15 protein-coding genes are annotated in these 18,602 nt (G+C 70.6%); 3 read left to right on the forward strand and 12 right to left on the reverse strand.

What is annotated here, in order from left to right; genetic code table 11:
- The first annotated feature begins 2 nt into the window (after nucleotides 1-2).
- Entirely contained in the window at nucleotides 3-1,139 is a 1,137-nt protein-coding gene (locus ACIQGQ_RS05365) for a M48 family metallopeptidase (protein ID WP_402390922.1), read from the forward strand.
- Here ACIQGQ_RS05365 and ACIQGQ_RS05370 read toward each other — a convergent pair.
- The 5 genes from ACIQGQ_RS05370 to proB form a co-directional block, all read right to left on the reverse strand.
- On the reverse strand, nucleotides 1,126-2,190 hold the full coding sequence (locus ACIQGQ_RS05370) for a hypothetical protein (RefSeq protein WP_402390925.1): 1,065 nt from the start codon (nucleotides 2,188-2,190) through the stop codon (nucleotides 1,126-1,128). The two genes, ACIQGQ_RS05365 and ACIQGQ_RS05370, sit on opposite strands and share 14 nt — an antisense overlap.
- Before the next feature lie 293 nt (nucleotides 2,191-2,483).
- The gene (locus ACIQGQ_RS05375; protein ID WP_402390928.1) at nucleotides 2,484-3,068 is read right to left on the reverse strand and encodes a hypothetical protein; all 585 of its coding nucleotides are present in this window, start codon (nucleotides 3,066-3,068) and stop codon (nucleotides 2,484-2,486) included.
- Between the two features lie 67 nt (nucleotides 3,069-3,135).
- A complete protein-coding gene (locus ACIQGQ_RS05380) occupies nucleotides 3,136-4,419 on the reverse strand; it encodes a glutamate-5-semialdehyde dehydrogenase (protein ID WP_402390930.1) in 1,284 nt (427 codons plus the stop codon).
- 83 nt (nucleotides 4,420-4,502) lie between these two features.
- Complete coding sequence (locus tag ACIQGQ_RS05385; RefSeq protein ID WP_402390932.1) at nucleotides 4,503-5,003, reverse strand: hypothetical protein; 501 nt, start codon at nucleotides 5,001-5,003, stop codon at nucleotides 4,503-4,505.
- 154 nt (nucleotides 5,004-5,157) lie between these two features.
- On the reverse strand, nucleotides 5,158-6,291 hold the full coding sequence (gene proB / locus ACIQGQ_RS05390; RefSeq protein WP_402390934.1) for a glutamate 5-kinase: 1,134 nt from the start codon (nucleotides 6,289-6,291) through the stop codon (nucleotides 5,158-5,160).
- A 437-nt stretch (nucleotides 6,292-6,728) separates the two neighbouring features.
- Between proB and ACIQGQ_RS05395 the strand changes: the two genes are divergently transcribed.
- Nucleotides 6,729-8,765 (forward strand): glycosyltransferase family 2 protein, encoded by a 2,037-nt coding sequence (locus tag ACIQGQ_RS05395; protein ID WP_402390937.1) that lies wholly within the window; start codon nucleotides 6,729-6,731, stop codon nucleotides 8,763-8,765.
- A 66-nt stretch (nucleotides 8,766-8,831) separates the two neighbouring features.
- Nucleotides 8,832-9,431, forward strand: coding sequence for a dTDP-4-dehydrorhamnose 3,5-epimerase (gene rfbC, locus ACIQGQ_RS05400; RefSeq protein WP_402390940.1), 600 nt, complete (start codon nucleotides 8,832-8,834; stop codon nucleotides 9,429-9,431).
- Between the two features lie 59 nt (nucleotides 9,432-9,490).
- Here the strand turns inward: rfbC and ACIQGQ_RS05405 are convergent, their stop codons facing one another.
- The 7 genes from ACIQGQ_RS05405 to ACIQGQ_RS05435 form a co-directional block, all read right to left on the reverse strand.
- The gene (locus ACIQGQ_RS05405; protein WP_402390942.1) at nucleotides 9,491-10,285 is read right to left on the reverse strand and encodes a class I SAM-dependent methyltransferase; all 795 of its coding nucleotides are present in this window, start codon (nucleotides 10,283-10,285) and stop codon (nucleotides 9,491-9,493) included.
- A gap of 142 nt (nucleotides 10,286-10,427) precedes the next feature.
- A complete protein-coding gene (gene rfbD, locus ACIQGQ_RS05410; protein ID WP_402391970.1) occupies nucleotides 10,428-11,276 on the reverse strand; it encodes a dTDP-4-dehydrorhamnose reductase in 849 nt (282 codons plus the stop codon).
- A 32-nt stretch (nucleotides 11,277-11,308) separates the two neighbouring features.
- Nucleotides 11,309-12,295, reverse strand: coding sequence for a dTDP-glucose 4,6-dehydratase (gene rfbB, locus ACIQGQ_RS05415; RefSeq protein ID WP_402390945.1), 987 nt, complete (start codon nucleotides 12,293-12,295; stop codon nucleotides 11,309-11,311).
- Nucleotides 12,292-13,362, reverse strand: coding sequence for a glucose-1-phosphate thymidylyltransferase (locus tag ACIQGQ_RS05420; RefSeq protein ID WP_402390948.1), 1,071 nt, complete (start codon nucleotides 13,360-13,362; stop codon nucleotides 12,292-12,294). Before ACIQGQ_RS05420 ends, rfbB begins: the two co-directional genes overlap by 4 nt.
- A gap of 136 nt (nucleotides 13,363-13,498) precedes the next feature.
- The gene (locus ACIQGQ_RS05425; RefSeq protein ID WP_402390951.1) at nucleotides 13,499-14,749 is read right to left on the reverse strand and encodes a glycosyltransferase family 2 protein; all 1,251 of its coding nucleotides are present in this window, start codon (nucleotides 14,747-14,749) and stop codon (nucleotides 13,499-13,501) included.
- A 143-nt stretch (nucleotides 14,750-14,892) separates the two neighbouring features.
- The gene (locus tag ACIQGQ_RS05430) at nucleotides 14,893-16,938 is read right to left on the reverse strand and encodes a hypothetical protein (RefSeq protein WP_402390953.1); all 2,046 of its coding nucleotides are present in this window, start codon (nucleotides 16,936-16,938) and stop codon (nucleotides 14,893-14,895) included.
- A gap of 135 nt (nucleotides 16,939-17,073) precedes the next feature.
- The gene (locus ACIQGQ_RS05435; protein WP_402390956.1) at nucleotides 17,074-18,573 is read right to left on the reverse strand and encodes a D-ribitol-5-phosphate cytidylyltransferase; all 1,500 of its coding nucleotides are present in this window, start codon (nucleotides 18,571-18,573) and stop codon (nucleotides 17,074-17,076) included.
- Between the last annotated feature and the right edge of the window lie 29 nt (nucleotides 18,574-18,602).

Here is an 18,602-nt window from a genome sequence, read left to right on the forward strand (position 1 = left end):
TCATGACCGAACGCAGCCACGAGAGCCATGAGAACGTGCCGAGCAGGCAGCGGCGGCGGTTCCCGGACATCTCGTCCCGTGCCTACGAACACCCGGCGGACCGATCCGCCCTGGTCGCTCTGCGCAAGCTGAGCGGCTTCGACACCGTGTTCAAGACGCTGAGCGGTCTGCTGCCCGAGCGCAGTCTGCGGTTGCTCTTCCTCTCCGACTCCGTCCGGGTGAGCGACGCCCAGTTCACCCACCTCAACGACATGCTGCGCGACGCCTGTTACATCCTGGACCTGGAGAAGGTCCCGCCGATGTACGTCACCCAGGACCCGCGGCCCAACGCCATGTGCATCGGCCTCGACGAGCCGATCATCGTGGTGACGACCGGGCTGGTGGAGCTGCTCGACGAGGAGGAGATGCGGGCCGTCATCGGCCACGAGGTGGGGCACGCGCTCTCCGGGCACGCGGTGTACCGCACGATCCTCCTCTTCCTCACCAGCATCGCGGTGAAGGTCGCCTGGATTCCGCTCGGCAACGTCGCGATCATGGCGATCGTGACGGCTCTGCGCGAGTGGTTCCGCAAGTCCGAGCTGTCGGCGGACCGGGCCGGGCTCCTCGTCGGCCAGGACATACAGGCGTCGATGCGCGGTCTCATGAAGATCGCGGGAGGCAACCACCTGCACGAGATGAACGTGGACGCCTTCCTCGCCCAGGCGGACGAGTACGAGAAGGGCGGCGATCTGCGCGACTCGGTGCTCAAGATCCTCAACCTGCTGCCCCGCTCGCACCCCTTCACCACGGTGCGCGCCGCCGAGCTGAAGAAGTGGTCCGAGACCCGCGACTACCAGCGGATCATGGACGGCCACTACCCGCGGCGCGAGGAGGACAAGGACACCTCGGTGACCGACTCCTTCCGTGAGTCCGCGGCCCACTACGCGGACACGGTGCGCTCCAGCAAGGACCCGCTGATGAAGCTGGTCGGCGACATAGCCGGGGGCGCCGGCGACCTGGGCGGCAAGCTCCGCGACAAGTTCACCGGCCAGGGCAGGGGCCCGGCGGGCAAGGACGGTGCCGCCGGCGGGTCGTCGTCGGACTCGGACCGGCCCCAGGAGCCGGGGGACGCCGAGGGGCCGGGGGCTAGCGGGAGCTGAGCGACAGAGTGCCGCAGAGCGCCGCCGCGGACCGGCCCGTCGCGTAGGGGTCGGTGCCCGCGGGGCCGCGGAAGGCGGCATGCTGCCCGGCGAGCAGGGGGCGGAGCGCACCGGTGGTGTCCGCCGGGCAGGCCTGCGGTCCGGCCTCGACGTAACTGGCGCGCACCTCCAACCGGTGCAGTCGCAGGTCCTCCTGGTCGAAGCGGAAGGTCAGCTCGCGCCGCACGGTGAAGAGGGAGGCGTCACCCGTCCGGTGGGGGCCCTCGGCGGCCGGGCGCAGGGTGTAGGTGAAGGTGTGGTCCGAGGTCACCTGCAGTGTGTTGGCGCCCTCCTCCCGGTAGTCCATCGTTCCCCGGACCTTCACGTCCGGAGCGGCCAGCGCCACCTTCGCCGGGTCGAACCGCACCAGCCAGCCGGCGGTGGCGTGCGCGCCGTCGTCCTGCGGCCGGTCCACGCTCTGCTCGAACTGGGCGGTCTGGCCCGGGTCCAGCAGCATCTCCACGGGGCGCACCCGGGCACCGGTGAGGACGTCGGGGTCGAGCGAGGAGGCGACGAGATACTCCTTGACGGTGTTCAGGGCCGCCATCACCTGGCTCTCGGAGAAGTTGTCCGTCGGGCCGGCCGGAGGCAGGTTGATGCCGTCGGCGCCGGTGTCGAACTGCGCGGCGGGGCTCTTGGCGAGGAGTGCGGCAGGGGTGCCGCCCGGCACGGTGCCCCGGGGCGCGAGGGGGATCACCGTCGATCTGAGCGGCTCGGCCGGGCGGGCGGAGGATGCCTGGTAGGGCCTGCTCAGGCCCATGAAGACGGCGGTGCCGAAGGCCAGTGCGATCAGGAGGATCAGGACGATGGCGGCCCTGGGGCCGGTACGCCAGCGCCGGGACGGCAGGCTGCGCACAGCGGGGGCGTGGTCCTCCATGCGCTCCTGGGCGGAGAACTCGCGCAGCCGGGCAGCGCGGACGAACGACTCGTCGAAGACCAGTGACCGGTACTCGTCGTCACCGCCGCCCGCAGGGTTGCCGGGCCCATCTGGTGGTTCTCCGCAGTCTGCCATGACTTCTCCCGACTCCACGTCACCGACCGGGGCCGGAACGCTTCGCTCCGCCTCGGCCGAGCGGCCTCGGACAGGGCCTGCCCGTCATGAATGCGCATGGCGCCGCCCGACTACGCGTACGACGGACGGCTGAGGAGCCCCCTCGGCGAAAGGGGTCACACTTTCAGGGTAGGTCGATCGGGGCCCGGGTAAACGCCCGGTCGCGAAGGAACCACGGAGACCGTGAAGAACCACGGAGAACCGTGGAGAGCGCGGCGGAGGCGGGCCGGACCGCGGACCGCCACCGGTGCGGCTCAGCCGTTCTCCGGGGCCACGGACGCCGTGGGGCGCGGATAGTCCGGCGAACTCCGCGGGGCGGTGCCCGGAGCGGTGTCGACACCGGTCGTGGCGGGCGGCGGGGCGGGGTCCTGGCGGCCGCCAGAGCTGTTCCGGTAGACGGCGCCGAAGGCCAGCGCGACCATCCCGATGCCCATCAGCACCGCAAGCAGCCAGGCCACCGGCCGGTGCCAGCGCGCGGCGCCCCGGTACGGCCGCAGACCGCCGCCGTGCCGACCGTAGGGGCCGTCGTCGTACCCGTCGTCGTCCAGCTCCGGGGGGTTGCCGTTGCCGCGGCGGGCGTATCCGCCGGGGCCGTACCCCTCGTCGTGGAGATCGTCGTCCAAGGGGCCGCCGCGCGACGCCGCACGGGCGGCCTCGGCCTCGGCACGCGCCTGGGCCGCCGCCAGCAGCCGCTCGACGGCGGTCGGCTCATGGATCTCGGCGGCCCGTACGAAGTCCTCGTCGAACACCACGGAGGCGAAGTCCTCGTCCGCGCCCCCGCGGTCGTCGTCGGGCTCCCAGCCGTCCGGGAACGGCCTGCCCCCCACGTCGTCCGGCACGTCTCCAGACTAGACCCGCCGGGTCGTTCTGGGCAGGGAGCCCGCGACATTCACCGTGCCCGGATCGTCACCGCACGTGCCCGTCGCCAGTGACGATGTACTTGGTCGAGGTGAGCTCCGGCAGCCCCATCGGGCCCCTGGCGTGCAGCTTCTGCGTGGAGATGCCGATCTCGGCGCCGAAGCCGAACTGGCCGCCGTCGGTGAAGCGGGTGGAGGCGTTCACCGCCACCGTCGTGGAGTCGACCAGCTGGGTGAAGCGGCGGGCCGCGGCCTGGGAGGTGGTCACGATCGCCTCGGTGTGGCCGGAGGACCAGAGCCGGATGTGCGCGACGGCGGCGTCCAGAGAGTCGACGACGGCCGCGGCGATGTCGTACGAGAGGTACTCGGTCTCCCAGTCCTCCGGCACCGCCTCCACCACCGTGGCCTTGGAGCCCTCGGCGTGGGCACGGACCCGCGCGTCGGCGTGGACCGTCACTCCGGCGTCGGCCAGCGCGTCCAGGGCGCGGGGCAGGAACCGGTCGGCGATGTCCTGGTGGACCAGGAGCGTCTCGGCGGCGTTGCAGACGCTCGGGCGCTGCGCCTTGGAGTTGATCAGGATGTCCACGGCCATGTCGAGGTCGGCCTCGGCGTCCACGTAGACGTGGCAGTTGCCGGTGCCGGTCTCGATGACCGGGACGGTGGACTCCTCGACGACGGTGCGGATCAGCGAGGCACCGCCGCGCGGGATGAGGACGTCGACGAGGCCGCGGGCACGCATCAGCTCCCGCACCGAGTCGCGGCTCTCGCCCGGGACCAGCTGCACCGCGTCGGCCGGGAGCCCGGCGCCGCCGACCGCGTCGCGCAGCACCCGGACGAGCGCGGCGTTGGAGGAGTACGCGGAGGAGGAACCGCGCAGCAGGACCGCGTTGCCGGACTTCAGGCAGAGCGCGGCGGCGTCGACCGTCACATTGGGCCGGGCCTCGTAGATGATGCCGACCACGCCGAGCGGTACCCGGACCTGCCGCAGGTCGATGCCGTTGGGGAGGGTCGAGCCGCGGACCACCTCGCCGACCGGGTCGGGCAGCGCCGCCACGTGGCGCACGTCGGCGGCGATGGCGCGGATGCGCTCCGGGGTGAGGGTGAGCCGGTCGATGATCGACTCGCTGGTGCCGGCCTCACGGGCGCGGGCGACGTCCTCGGCGTTGGCCTCGACGATCTCGGCGGTCCGCACCTCCAGCGCGTCCGCGATCGCGAGCAGTGCGTCGTCCTTCGCCGCGCGCGGCAGTGGCGCGATGTCGGCGGCGGCGGAGCGGGCCCGGTAGGCGGCCTGGGCGACCGGGGACATGTTGTCGTACGGCGAGAGCGTGGTCATGCCCGCAGGGTAGTGCGCATACTGCGGGCATCCGGCGCGTATCCCGTGATGCGAGACGACTCCCCCGCCGACGGCCCCGGCGCTCAGTAGGGGTGCACGCCGACCGGGGCGGCCGGAGGCGGCCCGTACCCCTCGGCGACGCGCTGGTGGTACGTCTCGCGGTCGATGACCTCCAGGCCGACGATCGTCCAGGGCGGGAGTCTGGCCGTGGAGCGGTGCTCGCCCCACAACCGCAGGGCCACGGCCGCCGCGTCGTGCAGGTCCCGGGCCTCCTCCCAGTAGCGGATCTCCGCGTGGTCGTCGGCGTACCTGCTGGTCAGCAGGAAGGGGTGGTCGTGCGCGAGCTGTTCGAGTCCGCGCCTGACCTCCTTCAGCGGCGTGGCGTCCCCCGAGACGCTGAGCGTGATGTGCCACAGCTTCGACGGGGTGCGCTCCTCCCGCGCCGTCGGCTCGGGCGCGGTGGCCCGGCCGTCGTCGGCGCGGTCCGCCGTCCGGCTTCCGTCGCAGTCGGCCCCCGTTCCGACGCTGGTCAGGGCCCGGCCACTCGTTCCTCGGGGCGCCGCCCCCGGGCGCGCTCGTCTCACCGGCGGCCTCCTGTGAATGCGTTCGCTGTGCTGTAACCCCGCTGTTCCCCACTACAGAGTTGACCAGTCCGCGGCGGGAAATGGGGCGGTTTTCGTGAAGGTCTCCGTCCCGAGGCTGGACTTTCAGCCGTTTCAGGGTGTCTCGAGGAGGGCTTCAGCGGTCCAGGACGACCAGATCGTCCCTGTGTACGATCTCGCGTTCGTAGGCCGGGCCGAGCTCCCGCGCCAGATCGCGGGTGGAGCGGCCGAGCAGCTGCGGGATCTCCTTGGCATCGAAGTTGACGAGCCCGCGGGCCACCGGACGGCCTTCGAGGTCGCGCAGCTCCACCGGGTCACCGGCGGTGAACTCGCCCTCGACGGAGGCGATCCCGGCGGGCAGCAGCGAGCTGTGGCGCTCGACGACCGCGGCCACGGCGCCGTCGTCGAGGGTCAGCGAGCCCTGCGGGGCGGAGGCGTGGGCGAGCCAGAGGAGCCGGTCGGCCGAGCGGCGTCCGGTGCGGTGGAAGTACGTTCCGGTGTCGCGGCCCGCCAGGGCGTCGGCCGCCCGGCTGGCCGAGGTGAGGACGACCGGGACCCCGGCGGCCGTGGCGATCCGGGCGGCCTCGACCTTGGTGACCATGCCTCCGGTGCCGACCCCCGCCTTCCCGGCGCTGCCGATGGTGACGCCCACCAGGTCCTCGGGGCCGGCCACCTCGGCGATCCGCGAGGTGCCCGGGGTGCTGGGATCGCCGTCGTAGAGGCCGTCCACGTCGGAGAGGAGGACCAGCAGGTCGGCGCGGACGAGGTGGGCGACGAGCGCGGCGAGCCGGTCGTTGTCGCCGAACCGGATCTCGTCCGTGGCCACGGTGTCATTCTCGTTGACGACCGGGAGCGCGCCCATGTCCAGGAGCTGGTCGAGGGTGCGGTAGGCGTTGCGGTAGTGGGCACGGCGGCTGGTGTCGTTGCCGGTGAGGAGCACCTGGCCGACCCGTACGCCGTACCGCGCGAAGGAGGCGGTGTAGCGGGCCACGAGCAGCCCCTGGCCGACACTGGCGGCGGCCTGCTGCCTGGCCAGGTCCTTGGGGCGGCGCAGCAGGCCGAGCGGGGCGAGCCCGGCCGCGATGGCGCCGCTGGAGACCAGCACGATCTCGCGTTCCCCGCCGCTGCGCACCTTGGCCAGTACGTCGACGAGCGCGTCGACGCGGTCGGCGTCGAGGCCGCCCGCCGCGGTGGTGAGGGAGGAGGAACCGACCTTGACCACGATCCTGCGGGCCTCCGTGACGCCCTGCCTTGCCCCTGACACGTCCATCCCCAAATGTTTCGGCCGCTCCGGCCCACGCAATCTACGCGAGCCGGGGCGGCGGCGCTCGGGTGTTCCGCCCCCTGGACCGCTCCGCGCGGGCCGGGTTCCGCCGGGCCCGGGGTGGACCGCCCCGTCCGCCCTCTCCGTACGCGGACGTACCGGACCGGCACATCGTTGCCCCGCCGATGCGAAGGAATGGTGAATATCGAAATACCCGTTCTAAACCTGCCCGAACATCGAACACCCTCCCGACGAACACCCGCTGGACACCTGTTCACATTTGGCCGAATACCAACTGTCTGCGCGGGCAACCATAGGGGCACCCGGATCATCTAACAGCCGATAGGGTGCACGGCGGGCAACGCGCCATGCCCGTTTTCCAGCGGCATGGACCCCGTATCGAACGCCGCCAGAGGGACTTCTACAGACATGGGACCGCAGCAATGCCAGTCAAAGTAAGTGTCGTCATTCCTGTGTACAACCCGGGGGATTACATCACCCCCTGCATCGACTCGCTTCTGCGGCAGACCCTCCCGGCGGAGGAATTCGAAGTCCTCTTCGTCAACGACGGCTCGACCGACGACACGCGCGAGCGGCTGGAGAAGCTGGCCGGGGAGCACCCTCATTTCCGCGTCATCACCATCCCGAATTCCGGCTGGCCGGGGAAGCCCCGCAACATCGGTGTGGACGAGGCGAAGGGCGAGTACATCCAGTTCGTCGACCAGGACGACCACCTCGCCTCCGACGCCCTGCGGCGGCTGTACGAGATGGGGCGGCGCAACGGCTCCGACATCGTCATCGGCAAGGTGGCCAGCAACTTCCGCGGCGTACCGCACGGGGTGTTCAAGCAGAACCGCGAGAAGTGCACGCTGCACAACGCGCCCCTGTACGACAGCCTCACCCCGCACAAGATGTTCCGCACGGAGTTCCTCCGGAAGAACGGCATCGCCTACCCCGAGGGGAAGCGCCGCCTGGAGGACCAGCTCTACATGATGGAGGCGTACTTCCCGGCGGAAGTCGTCTCCATCCTGGGCGACTACACCTGCTACTACTACTCCCGCCGCGACGACGGCAAGAACGCGGGCTCCGCCCGGATCATCCCCGCCGCCTACTACGGGAACCTCCGCGAGGTCCTGGACGTGGTGATGGCCAACACCGAGCCGGGTGACTTCCGCGACCTGCTGCTGCGCCGCTTCTACCGGGTCGAGATGCTCAGCAGGCTCAGCGAACCCGCAGTGGTCAAGTACCAGCCCGTGTTCTTCGCCGAGATGTGCGACGCGATCCGGCCGCTGGCGCTCGAGTACATGGGCGACGGCGTGCACGACGGGCTCGGCCCGCTGCTGCGGCTCCGCTCCGACCTGCTGCGCGCCGACGACCGGGAGGGGCTGCTGCGGATCGCCCGGTTCGCCGGCTCCGTCAAGGCCGCGGCCCGGCTGGAGGAGTTCGCCTGGCAGCCGGACGGCAGCGCCACCGTGACCGTCACCGCCCGGCTGGTCCGGGGCGAGGACGGCGAGCCGGTGAAGCTGCTGCGCCGGGGCGACCGCTACTTCCTGCACCCGGACAACGAGGGCGCGCAGGCGGCCGGGGCCGAGCTCCTCGACGTCACCGACGACCTCGGCTCCTTCTCCGCCGAGATGTCCGTGCGCAACCGCGAGACGGCCGTCGAGTGGCCCTGCGCCTCGACGTTCACCCGGCGGATCGAGGATCTCGGCGACGGGGCCTGCGAAGTGGTCCTGCACGGCAGCGGCCGGGTCTCCCCGGAGGCGGTCAAGGGCCGCGGCCGGCTCGGGCGCGGCTTCTGGGACATCTGGGTGCCGCTGCGCGGCCTCGGCCTGGTCCGCAAGGCACGGCTGGGCGCCGACCGCGCTCCGGAGGTGGACGCCGCCTGCCTGCCCGCCTCGCTGGGCTCACCGGCCCGCGCGGTCATCCCGTACTTCACCGATCCGTTCGGCAACCTCACGCTCGATGTCGCCCGGCGCAGCAAGACGCTCGCCGTCTACCTGGCCGACCGGCCGGTGATGCGGGCCGGTCGCGGCAACGAGCTCCGGCTGGACCTGCTCACCACCGCGGCGACCGCCGCCTCGGACGTCGAGCTGGTCCTGAGCCCCGCCGACGGCTCCGGCGCGGCGGCGCACACGCTGCGGACCTCGCTCCACCCCACCGGGGGCCGGGCCCACATCGCCGTACCCGGCCGCGCGCCCGGCGTGGCGGCGGGGTCCTGGAAGCTCGCCGTGCGGCTGGACGGCGAGAAGCGCCCCGCGCTCGACCTCTGTGCCGTCACCGTAGGCGGGGACGGCCGGATCACGGTGGACCCGGGGCTGCCCGAGATCCCGGCGGCCCTCATGGCGGACGTGGCCGCCCTGCGCCGCAAGGCCGCCCTGCGCCGCGTGCTGCGCGCCGTCGGCGGCCCGGTCGTGCGCCGGCTCCCCCCGGCGGGTCGCAGGAAGGCCCGGCGGCTGGCCGCCCGGTTCACCGGCTGAGCCCCGCCCCTCCCCCGTACCCACATCAGCGACAGAACACAGACCACAGAACAAGGACGTGATCGCATGCGGCAGCTCTCCATCGACGGAGCCTGGGTGCATGAGCCCAAGGTCTTCCCGGACAGCCGCGGCAGCTTCCACGAGTGGTTCAAGGCCGCGGAACTGGAGGAGGCCGTCGGGCACACGCTGCGGCTGGCGCAGGCCAACTTCTCCGTCTCCAGCCGGGGCACGCTGCGCGGGGTGCACTTCGCCGACGTGCCGCCGAGCCAGGCGAAGTACGTCAAGTGCGTGCGCGGCGCGGTGCTCGACGTCATCGTGGACATCCGGGTCGGCTCCCCCACGTACAAGCGGTGGGAGGCCGTCCGGCTCGACGACGTCGACCACCGCTCCGTCTACCTCGCCGAGGGGCTCGGCCACGCCTTCATGGCGCTGACCGACGACGCCTCGGTCGCCTACCTCTGCTCCGAGGGCTACGCGCCCACCCGCGAGCACGGCCTCCACCCGCTCGACCCCGACCTGGGCATCGAGTGGCCGTCGGACATCACCGCGCTCCTGTCCGACAAGGACGCGGCGGCCCCCTCGCTGGCCGAGGCCGAGCGGACGGGCCTGCTGCCCACGTACGCGGCCTGCCAGGAGTACTACGCGCTGCTGCGCGCCCGCGGCTGAGCCCCGGACGGCACGCCGAAGCCCCGCGGGCCCTCCCGCGGGGCTCGGTGGGCGGCCGGTCAGCCGGTCACCCGCTCGATGCGCGGGCGCAGGGACGTGAACGCGGCGCGCGGACGGCGCAGGTCGCGGGCCCGGACGAGGGCCGGCCAGAATCCGGCGCGGAGCAGCGCCTCGGGCCGTACGGCGTTCTTCCGGCCCAGCACCTCCTCGGGCACGTCCTGCGGGTCGGGGACGACGTACTCCTCGACGATCCCGTCGTACGCGTCCCTCAGGGTGGTGTCCGCCGGGTCGGCGCCGAACACGACGACCACGCCGGTCGGCTCCGTGTCCACCTCGACGACCAGCAGATCGGGCCGGTGGCGGCGCAGCACCCGCACCAGCTTGTACACGTCGCCGGTCCAGTACTTGGTGTGCCGCTCGCGGGCGGCCTCGTCGACGTCGCGCGGCAGCATGTCGTCCAGCACGATCACGCTCGACCAGCGGGAGTGCCGCTCGACGTTCATGAAATCGCGCAGGGCGTATTCGAAGTGGTGTATCCCGTCGATGAACGACAGCTCCACCTTCGGGTCCCCGCCGAACAGGCCGAACGGGTCGCGACGGGCGAGGGCGCGGAACGGGTTGCGGCCGTTGCGCAGATGAATCAGCGGGTCCGCGCGGGCGAAGAAGTCGTCGCTCGTCGCCCTGATCAGGTGGATGTCGCAGCTGATGTCGGTCACCACCCGGAAAGCGGGGTCGACGGCGACGGAAGGAACCCGTGAAAGGGCAAGGCTTCTGCCGTCGTTGACCCCGATCTCCAGATAGTTCCGGGGGCGGTAGACACGGTGCAGCTGACGAAGGAAGTCATGGCGGTTCACGTGGAGCGGCCCTTCGCAGAAACCAAAATGACTTGGTGTCCCGCGAAGCTATCTCATGACCACTTCATGACCTGAGTATTCGCCTGTATGTAAATCCGTGTTGTATTTCTTTCGGGTGGGTCGGCCGGTCGACGCTCCGTGCTCAGGGGCGTTCCGCCGCGAGCAGCACCGGGAACGCCTCCGTCAGCGCCGCCCGCCAGTCCCGGACCGGTTCGATTCCGGCCGCGGCCCAGCGGTCGTGGCCCAGCACGCTGTACGCGGGCCGGGGCGCCGGCCGGACGAAGGCCGCGCTGGTGGTGGGGCGGACCCGCTCCGGGTCGGTGCCGAGCAGCCGGAAGATCTCCCGGGTGAAGCCGAACCAGGTCGTCTCGCCGCCGCTGGTGCCGTGGTAGACACCGGCGGGCGCGGTGCCCGCGAGGGCGGCCTGCCCGAGCCGGACCAGCCGGTCGGCCAGGTCGACCGTCCAGGTGGGCTGGCCGCGCTGGTCGTCCACCACGTCGAGGGTCTGCTTGACGCCCTCCAGCCTGATCATCGTCCGGACGAAGTTGCCGCCGCCCGCGCCGTACAGCCAGGCCGTGCGGACCACGTAGCCGGTCTCCGGCAGGGTGCCGAGCACGGCCCGCTCGCCGGCGAGCTTGGTACGGCCGTAGGCGCCGCGCGGTCCGGTCGGGTCGTCCTCGGCGTACGGCTTGTCGGCGTCACCGGCGAAGACGTAGTCGGTGGAGACCTGGAGGAGTACGGCGCCGTGCTCGCGGCAGGCCCGGGCGAGGACCTCGGGGCCCGTGCCGTTGACCCGCAGCGCGGCCTCCTCCTGGGACTCCGCGTCGTCGACCGCGGTCCAGGCGGCGCAGTTCACCACGACGGCGGGGCGGTGCTCCTCGAAGGCGGCCCGCACCGCGTCCGCGTCCGCGACGTCCAGCGCCGCGCGGTCCGCGGCGACCGCGGTCACGTCCTCCGTGGCGAGCCGGGCCAGGACGTCCCGGCCCAGCATCCCGGCGGCGCCGGTGACCAGCCAGACGGCGCTCACAGGGCGGCCCTCTCCTTCAGCGGCTCCCACCAGGCGCGGTTGTCGCGGTACCACTGGACCGTCTCGGCGAGGCCGGTGCGGAAGTCCTTGCGGGGCTCGTAGCCCAGCTCCGCGCGGATCTTGGTGCAGTCGACCGAGTAGCGGCGGTCGTGGCCCTTGCGGTCCTCGACGTAGGTGACGCTGGTGTCCCAGTCGGCGCCGCAGGCGTCCAGCAGCAGCTGGGTGAGCTCCTTGTTGGAGAGCTCGGTGCCGCCGCCGATGTTGTAGACCTCGCCGGCCCGGCCCCTGGTGCGGACCAGCTCGATGCCCTGGACGTGGTCGTCGATGTGCAGCCAGTCGCGGACGTTGGCGCCGTCGCCGTAGAGCGGGACCGTCTTCCCGTCCAGCAGGTTGGTGACGAAGAGCGGGATGACCTTCTCGGGGAAGTGGTGGTGCCCGTAGTTGTTGGAGCAGCGGGTCACCCGCACGTCGAGGCCGTGGGTGCGGTGGTAGGAGAGCGCGATCAGGTCGCTGGACGCCTTGGCCGCGGAGTACGGCGAGTTCGGAGCCAGCGGGTGGGTCTCGGGCCAGGAGCCCTTGTCGATCGAGCCGTACACCTCGTCGGTGGAGATGTGCACGAAGGTCCTGATGCCCGCCAGGTGCGCGGCGTGGATCAGGGTGTGCGTGCCCACGACGTTGGTGCGGACGAACTCGGCGCCCCCGTCGATGGAGCGGTCCACGTGCGACTCGGCGGCGAAGTGCACCACCTGGTCGTGCTCGGCCATCAGCTTGGCGACCAGCCCGGCGTCGCAGATGTCGCCCTGGACGAACCGGAAGCCCGGATGCTCGCGCACCTCGTCGAGGTTGGCCGGATTTCCCGCGTAGGTGAGCTTGTCGAGCACGGTGACCGCGACGTCCCCGGGGCCCTCGGGGCCGAGCACCGTACGGACGTAGTGCGAGCCGATGAAGCCGGCACCGCCGGTCACCAGGATGTTCGTGGTCATGAGGAGATCTGCACCTTGCTGTGGTCGCCGAGCACGAGTCGGTGGGCGGACGGGGAACGGGGGGCGGGGGTCACTTCGACGTCATGGCCGATGAGCGACGCCTCGACGCGGCGGACACCGACGATGGAGGCGCCCCGCAGGACGATGGAGTACTCGATCTCGCTGTCCTCGATGCGGACGTTCTCCGAGACCGAGGTGAAGGGGCCGACATAGGCGCCGCTGATCACCGAACCGGCACCGATGATCGCGGGGCCGACGATCCGGCTTCCGCTGACCCGGGCGCCCGGCTCGATCCGCACCCGGCCGATGATCTCGCTGTCCGCGTCGACCTCGGCGTGCTCGTGGGTGGGCTCGACGGTCTCCAGGACCGTCCGGTTGACCTCCAGCATGTCGGTGACGTTGCCGGTGTCCTTCCAGTACCCGTGGATCGTGGTGGAGCGCACGTCGCGCTTCTGGTCGATCAGCCACTGGATGGCGTGGGTGATCTCCAGCTCGCCGCGCCAGGACGGCTCGATGGCGCGGACCGCCTCGTGGATCACGGGGGTGAAGAGGTAGACGCCGACGAGCGCCAGATCGCTCTTGGGCTCCTTCGGCTTCTCCTCCAGCGCCACCACCCGGCCCGCGGCGTCCAGCTCCGCGACACCGAAGGAGGTCGGGTTGGGCACCTGCGTCAGCAGGATCTGCGCGTCCGGCCGGTCCGAACAGAACTCCTCCACCAGGCCGGTGATCCCGCCGACGATGAAGTTGTCGCCCAGATACATGACGAAGTCGTCGTCGCCCAGGAAGTCGCGGGCGATCAGCACCGCGTGGGCCAGTCCGAGCGGCTCCTCCTGCGGGATGTACGTGACCTCGATGCCGAGCGCGGAACCGTCGCCGACCGCTTCCCGGATCTCCGGGGCCGTGTCGCCCACGATGATGCCGACCTCGGTGATCCCGGCCTCCGCGATGGCCTCCAGCCCGTAGAACAGCACGGGCTTGTTCGCCACCGGCACCAGCTGCTTGGCCGAGGTGTGCGTAATGGGACGCAGGCGGGTGCCGGCCCCTCCGGACAGTACGAGAGCCTTCACTTGACCAGTCCCCAAGGTGATCTGTCGGTCCCGCCGCGTCCGCGACGTCTCTGCCGACTTTACGGAGTTGAGGCCCGGTATACGGGGAATTCATCGTTCCCACCACCCGGAAACGCACAGCCTTTACAAGCGCCCATTACCCCACATTCAGGCGCTTCTTCCAGCGCCTCGCGTCACGCCTCACACGGCGCGCCACCCGCCGCGAAAGCGAGGCCCGGCGGGCGGCCGGTGATGGTGCCGCCACCGCTGCCCTCACCGGCCGCTTGACCCGCTTGCCGTCGCGCCAGTCGGGCACGGTGACCTCGTACATCACGTCGGGCAGCGCCGCCGCCCGGTCGCGGAAGCGCGGGTAGGCCAGATGGACCGTCCGGCCGTCCGACGAACGGACCAGATCCGGCACCTTCTTCGCCCGGACGTACTGCACCACCTCGACGAGCAGATCCACGCTGCCGTACGCCACGCAGGCGAGCCGCAACCGCTCCGGAATCTTGATCAGCCGGGCCACGCCCTCGTGCCAGTACGCGTCCATCAGCGGACGCGCGAGTTCCATCTTGTGCCGGCGGACCTCTTCGGAATCCCGCAGCACGACCGGGCCGAACTGCTGGAGCATGCCGACCGTGAAGGGCCGCACCATCAGGTAGTCGCGCTTCGGCCCGGCCGGTTCAATCCGGTGAATGAGCTCCATCATGGCGCGCATGGAATCGAAGCGCCACACATAAGTGCCGCTCTTCGTGACGTGCTTACCGTCGTCACGGCCCACCAGGTAATAGCAGACGTAATCGGCGATCACCGAGATTCCGTTGCCCCGCAGATACGCCTCCATCGTGAAGAGGGCGTCCTCGCCGGTCCTGAGGCTCTCGTCGAACCGCAGGGAAAGCCGCTCCAGGAGTTCGCGGCGGAAGAGCTTCTGCGCGCTCAGGGTGTAGATGACCTTGGAGTCGTAGACGTCGACGCGCTCCTCGGTGGCGCCCCACATCGACTTCGGCGCCCCCCTGTTCACGCCGACGACCTTGCCGAGCACCACGTCGGTTCCGGCCCGGTCCGCCATGGCCACCATGCGGGCGAGCGCCTCCTCGCCGAAATAGTCGTCCGCGTCCAGGAAGAAGACGTAGCGGCCACGGGCCATGCCGATCCCCACGTTGCGGGGTCCGCTGGGGCCGCCGGAATTCTCCTGCCGAATCACTCGGGTCGGCACCTTCGATCGCGCCGCGAATTCTTCCAGGTACTCGCCGGTGCCATCCGTGGAACCGTCGTCGACCGCGACGATTTCAATCCGATCGGCCCCGATCGTCTGTGCCTCCACCGATTCGAGACAACGAACGAGGTAAGGCATTGCCTCATATGCACCGACGATCACAGTTACGTCTGGAATTCGCGTCTCGCTCACATGAAAAGAAGACAGTCGACCGCCCCCATCGGTTGTCTTCCGTGACGCGAATAGATGGTGACACTCATCACAAAGGCCCGGTACAACCTTTTTACGGGTTGTACCGGGCCTTGGTCGACCAGGTCATGCGAAGGGCTGGTCCCTCAGCCGCCCACGGGCTCCCCGAGGCTCCTGGCGACGCCGGTGTTCCGGGCTTCGGACTTGGCCGAGAGCGCCTTGACCGCGTTGTCGAACTGCACGATCGAGGTGGGCTCGTCCGGGCCGAGCAGGTACCTCTTCAGCTCGCGGCGGCCCTCCGCCCGGGTGTCCCCGGCCGGGTCGGTCACCGCGGCGAGCAGCTCGTCCAGCTCGGCCGCCGAGTTGGACAGGATCACGGCGGCACGGACCGCCGTGTTCTGCCGGCGGAACTCCTCCTCGCCCAGCTCGGCGGAGTCGGTGACCGCGTACGGCTTGCCGCTCGCGATGAAGTCGGAGACCACGCTGGAGATGTCCGAGACCATCGCGTCCGACTCGTTGAAGCAGTCGTACAGCCGCATCCGGGCACCGGTGATGACCCGGTGCTCCCACCAGCCCCGCGCACGCCAGGACGCCGCGTTCCACTCGTCCTTGAGCCGCGCCGTCTCGGCCTCGCGCGCCGGGTCGGCCAGCGAGTCGCGGGACATCTCCGCCTCGTCGCGGGCGGTGCTCGCGCCGCCCTCCAGCTCGGCCAGCCGGGCCTCGATACGGGCCAGCTCGGCCCGTGCCGCGGCCTGGTCGCCCTTGAGCGCCGCAGCCTGCTCCGCCCAGCGGGAATCGGTGGCGCGCTCGGCGGCGGCCCGCTCGATCATCGCGGTGATGCGCAGGTGGACGGCCTTGGCCTTGGCGCTGCGGGTGCCGGTGAAGGGGTGCGGCTTGTAGAGCAGCCGGACCGGCCGCTCGGCCTCCAGCAGCCGCCGGACGATGTTCTCGCCGGCCAGCAGCAGGGAGGTGTTGCCCGGGTTGTCGTCCCAGCCCTCCCAGGTGGGGGCGTACAGCACGGTCGGGATCGGGTTCCTCTGCGTACCGGACCACGTCTGGATGGTGGCCAGCTGCGGACGGCCCACCTCCACGATGTCCTCGTCGCGCACTCCGACGTCGGCCAGCGCGTAGCGGTCGCGGCCGGCCCGGCCCGCGGTCCACACCTCGTCGTAGACCTTGCTGAACGGGTTGACGCTGGCGAGCTTGTCGCTGTCGCCGTGGCCGATGAATACGTGCTTCATCGTCGGCACCCGGAGCAGGTGGATGTTCTTGCCGACGTTGGCCGCGTAGAGCGCGACCCGCACCGACAAGAGGTCCAGGTTCATCAGGTGCACGCCACCGGGCACGCAGAGCACCGGCACCGAGGTGCTGGCGAGCTGCGGCAGGATGTTGCGCTCACGCAGCAGGATCATCGGCCGGCCGCCGAGCTGAGCCATCGTCTCCAGCCACATGTTGGCCTGGTAGGCGGACTCCTTGGAGCCGGAGAAGTACAGCACCACGGTCGGCTGGTACTCGGTGAGCCAGGTGCCCACCGCGGCCAGCGTCTGGTCCGCGGACGGCACGCGCCGCTTCCGGCCGATGTACGGCAGGAGCAGCAGCAGGTACCCGAGGGCCGCGAGGAGCGTGACGGCGAAGCCCGCGTAGGCGATGCCGTCCACCCCCGTCTCGATCGCGATCAGCACGCCGATGACGGCGAAGACGTCCAGGTGGAGCATCTTCTCGGCGGGGCGGTTCATCAGCAGCGACGGCGGGGCGTCGGGAACGCGCAGCCGCTCCAGGTCCACGTTGAGAGTGACCACCGGCAGCTTCCGGCGCAGCCGGATCAGGGTGACCATCGCGCTCTGCGGCGCCTGGAGCCCGTAGAACGCCAGCAGGCAGGCAACCGTCACGTAGAACAGCGTCTCCTCACCGAGTCCCATGCGGGACAGCAGGAGGATCAGCAGCAGCTGTCGGACCAGGAAGCGGATCGAGATCCCGGCCCGGACAGCGGTGAGCCGGTTGATCAGGTAGCTCCCGCGATGGTGCAGGTAGCGGTCCGCGAGATAAGTGGCCGCGGCGGCCGCGGCGAAGAACCAGAGGTTGGGGATTATTGCCGCGAGCATTATGCACGGGAACCCCACAGCCATCAGGAGCGCTGCGGCCAGCTCCGAGCCGCTGCCCACCCGAGCCAAGCGCATGGCTTTCGAAATCACGAAGTACCGCTCCCGAGGGTGCCGACTTGCTTTACGTTACGAGGGGATTGTGAAGGCAGAGCTTCACGAATTCGGACCCCTGCGGTTCGCAACGAAGCGACAACAGGGGTCCGAATAGTCGATTATCCAGAATTATTACACATCGGCCTGACGGTCGAGGACCGCGGCAAGGGCCTGCTCGAAGCCGGACGCCTCGGACGCCCCCTTGGTCGGGTCCTGCTGACGCACGTCGATGACATGGCCGGTCAGCTCGGAGAGCAGGACGTCGAGCGAGGTCCTGGCGACCGCCTCGGAGGAGAGCAGCGTGCCCGCCGGCTCCTGGCCGAACGCCTTGGTGCGCATCGGGGTGGCGGTGCGCTCGGGGTTCACGCAGTTCACCCGCACGCCGTCGCCCGCCCACTCGTCCGAGAGCGCCTGGGTGAGGTTCACCATGGCGGCCTTGGTCGAGGAGTAGAGGCTGTACTCGGCGCGGCCCCGGGTGTAGCTGCTGGAGGTGTAGAGCAGCAGCTGGCCCTTGGTCTCGGCGAGGTACTTGTACGAGGCGCGGGCGATCTGCACGGGGGCCAGGTAGTTGACGTTGAGCGCTTCCTGGATGGTCGCGCTGTCGGTCTCGGCGAGCTTGCCGATGCGGAGCACCCCGGCGGTGTTGATGACGTAGTCGACCCGGCCGGTCTCGGAGTACGCCTTGGAGAGCGCCTCGTCGATGTGGACCGGGTTCTCCACGTGCGTACCGGTGGTGGAGCGGCCCAGGGCGTAGACCGTGGCGCCGTAGGACTCGGCGAGCGCCGCGATGTCCGCGCCGATGCCGTACGAACCGCCGAAGACGACCAAGGTCCTGCCGGTGAGCAGCTCGCGGTAGGCGGCGTCGTCGGCGGGCTGCGGGGCCGCCGTGGAGGCCAGCTGGAACAGCTTGTCCGCGATGAAGACGTCGACCGGCTGCGTGACCTTCATGTTGTACTCGTCGCCGGCCACGACGTAGATCGGCACGTCGGGGAGGTACTTCAGGACGACCGAGCAGTCGTCGGTCGCCTGGAAGTTCGGGTCGCCCGCGGCGACCTCGTAGGCCCGGCGGATCGTGGACAGCTTGAACGCCTGCGGCGTCTGGCCCCGGCGCAGCCGGGAGCGGTCCGGTACGTCGGTGATGAACTCGCCGTCGTCACCGTGGGTACGGGTCACGATGATCGTGTCCGCGGACGGGATGGCGACGTCGACCGCCTGGTAGCGGTCGAGGGCGTCGACGCAGTCCTGGATGACGCGCTCCGAGAGCAGCGGGCGCACGGCGTCGTGGAAGAGGACATTGCGGTCCTCGCCCTCGGCCAGGCCCTCGCCGAGGGCCTCGATGGCGCGCTCGGTGGTCTCGTTGCGGGTCGAACCGCCCTCGATCACCTTGACGACCTTGGTGAGGCCGGCCTTGGCGACGATCCTCTCCACGTCGGGCACGTATCCCGGCGCCATCAGCACGATGATGTCGTCGATGGAGTCGGCCTGCTGGAAGATCGACAGCGTGTGCTCGATGACGGCCTTGCCAGCGATCTTCAGCAGCTGCTTGGGAATGGACAGACCCACGCGCTGGCCGGTGCCCCCGGCGAGCACGACTGCTGTGGTTCGGGCTTTGGCTATGTGCTGAGCAGACACAGACGACCTACCTTGCGAGGCTGGGAGAT

It is taken from the genome of Streptomyces sp. NPDC092952 (assembly GCF_044754785.1).
Taxonomy (GTDB): Bacteria; Actinomycetota; Actinomycetes; order Streptomycetales; family Streptomycetaceae; genus Streptomyces.

Coding starts and splice junctions, on each gene's coding strand:
- ACIQGQ_RS05380 (WP_402390930.1), bottom strand. CDS start 4,419: ATGACCACGCTCTCGCCGTACGACAACATGTCCCCGGTCGCCCAGGCC.
- proB (WP_402390934.1), bottom strand. CDS start 6,291: ATGGACGTGTCAGGGGCAAGGCAGGGCGTCACGGAGGCCCGCAGGATC.
- rfbB (WP_402390945.1), bottom strand. CDS start 12,295: ATGACCACGAACATCCTGGTGACCGGCGGTGCCGGCTTCATCGGCTCG.
- ACIQGQ_RS05370 (WP_402390925.1), bottom strand. CDS start 2,190: ATGGCAGACTGCGGAGAACCACCAGATGGGCCCGGCAACCCTGCGGGC.
- rfbC (WP_402390940.1), top strand. CDS start 8,832: ATGCGGCAGCTCTCCATCGACGGAGCCTGGGTGCATGAGCCCAAGGTC.
- ACIQGQ_RS05395 (WP_402390937.1), top strand. CDS start 6,729: ATGCCAGTCAAAGTAAGTGTCGTCATTCCTGTGTACAACCCGGGGGAT.
- rfbD (WP_402391970.1), bottom strand. CDS start 11,276: ATGCTGGGCCGGGACGTCCTGGCCCGGCTCGCCACGGAGGACGTGACC.
- ACIQGQ_RS05365 (WP_402390922.1), top strand. CDS start 3: ATGACCGAACGCAGCCACGAGAGCCATGAGAACGTGCCGAGCAGGCAG.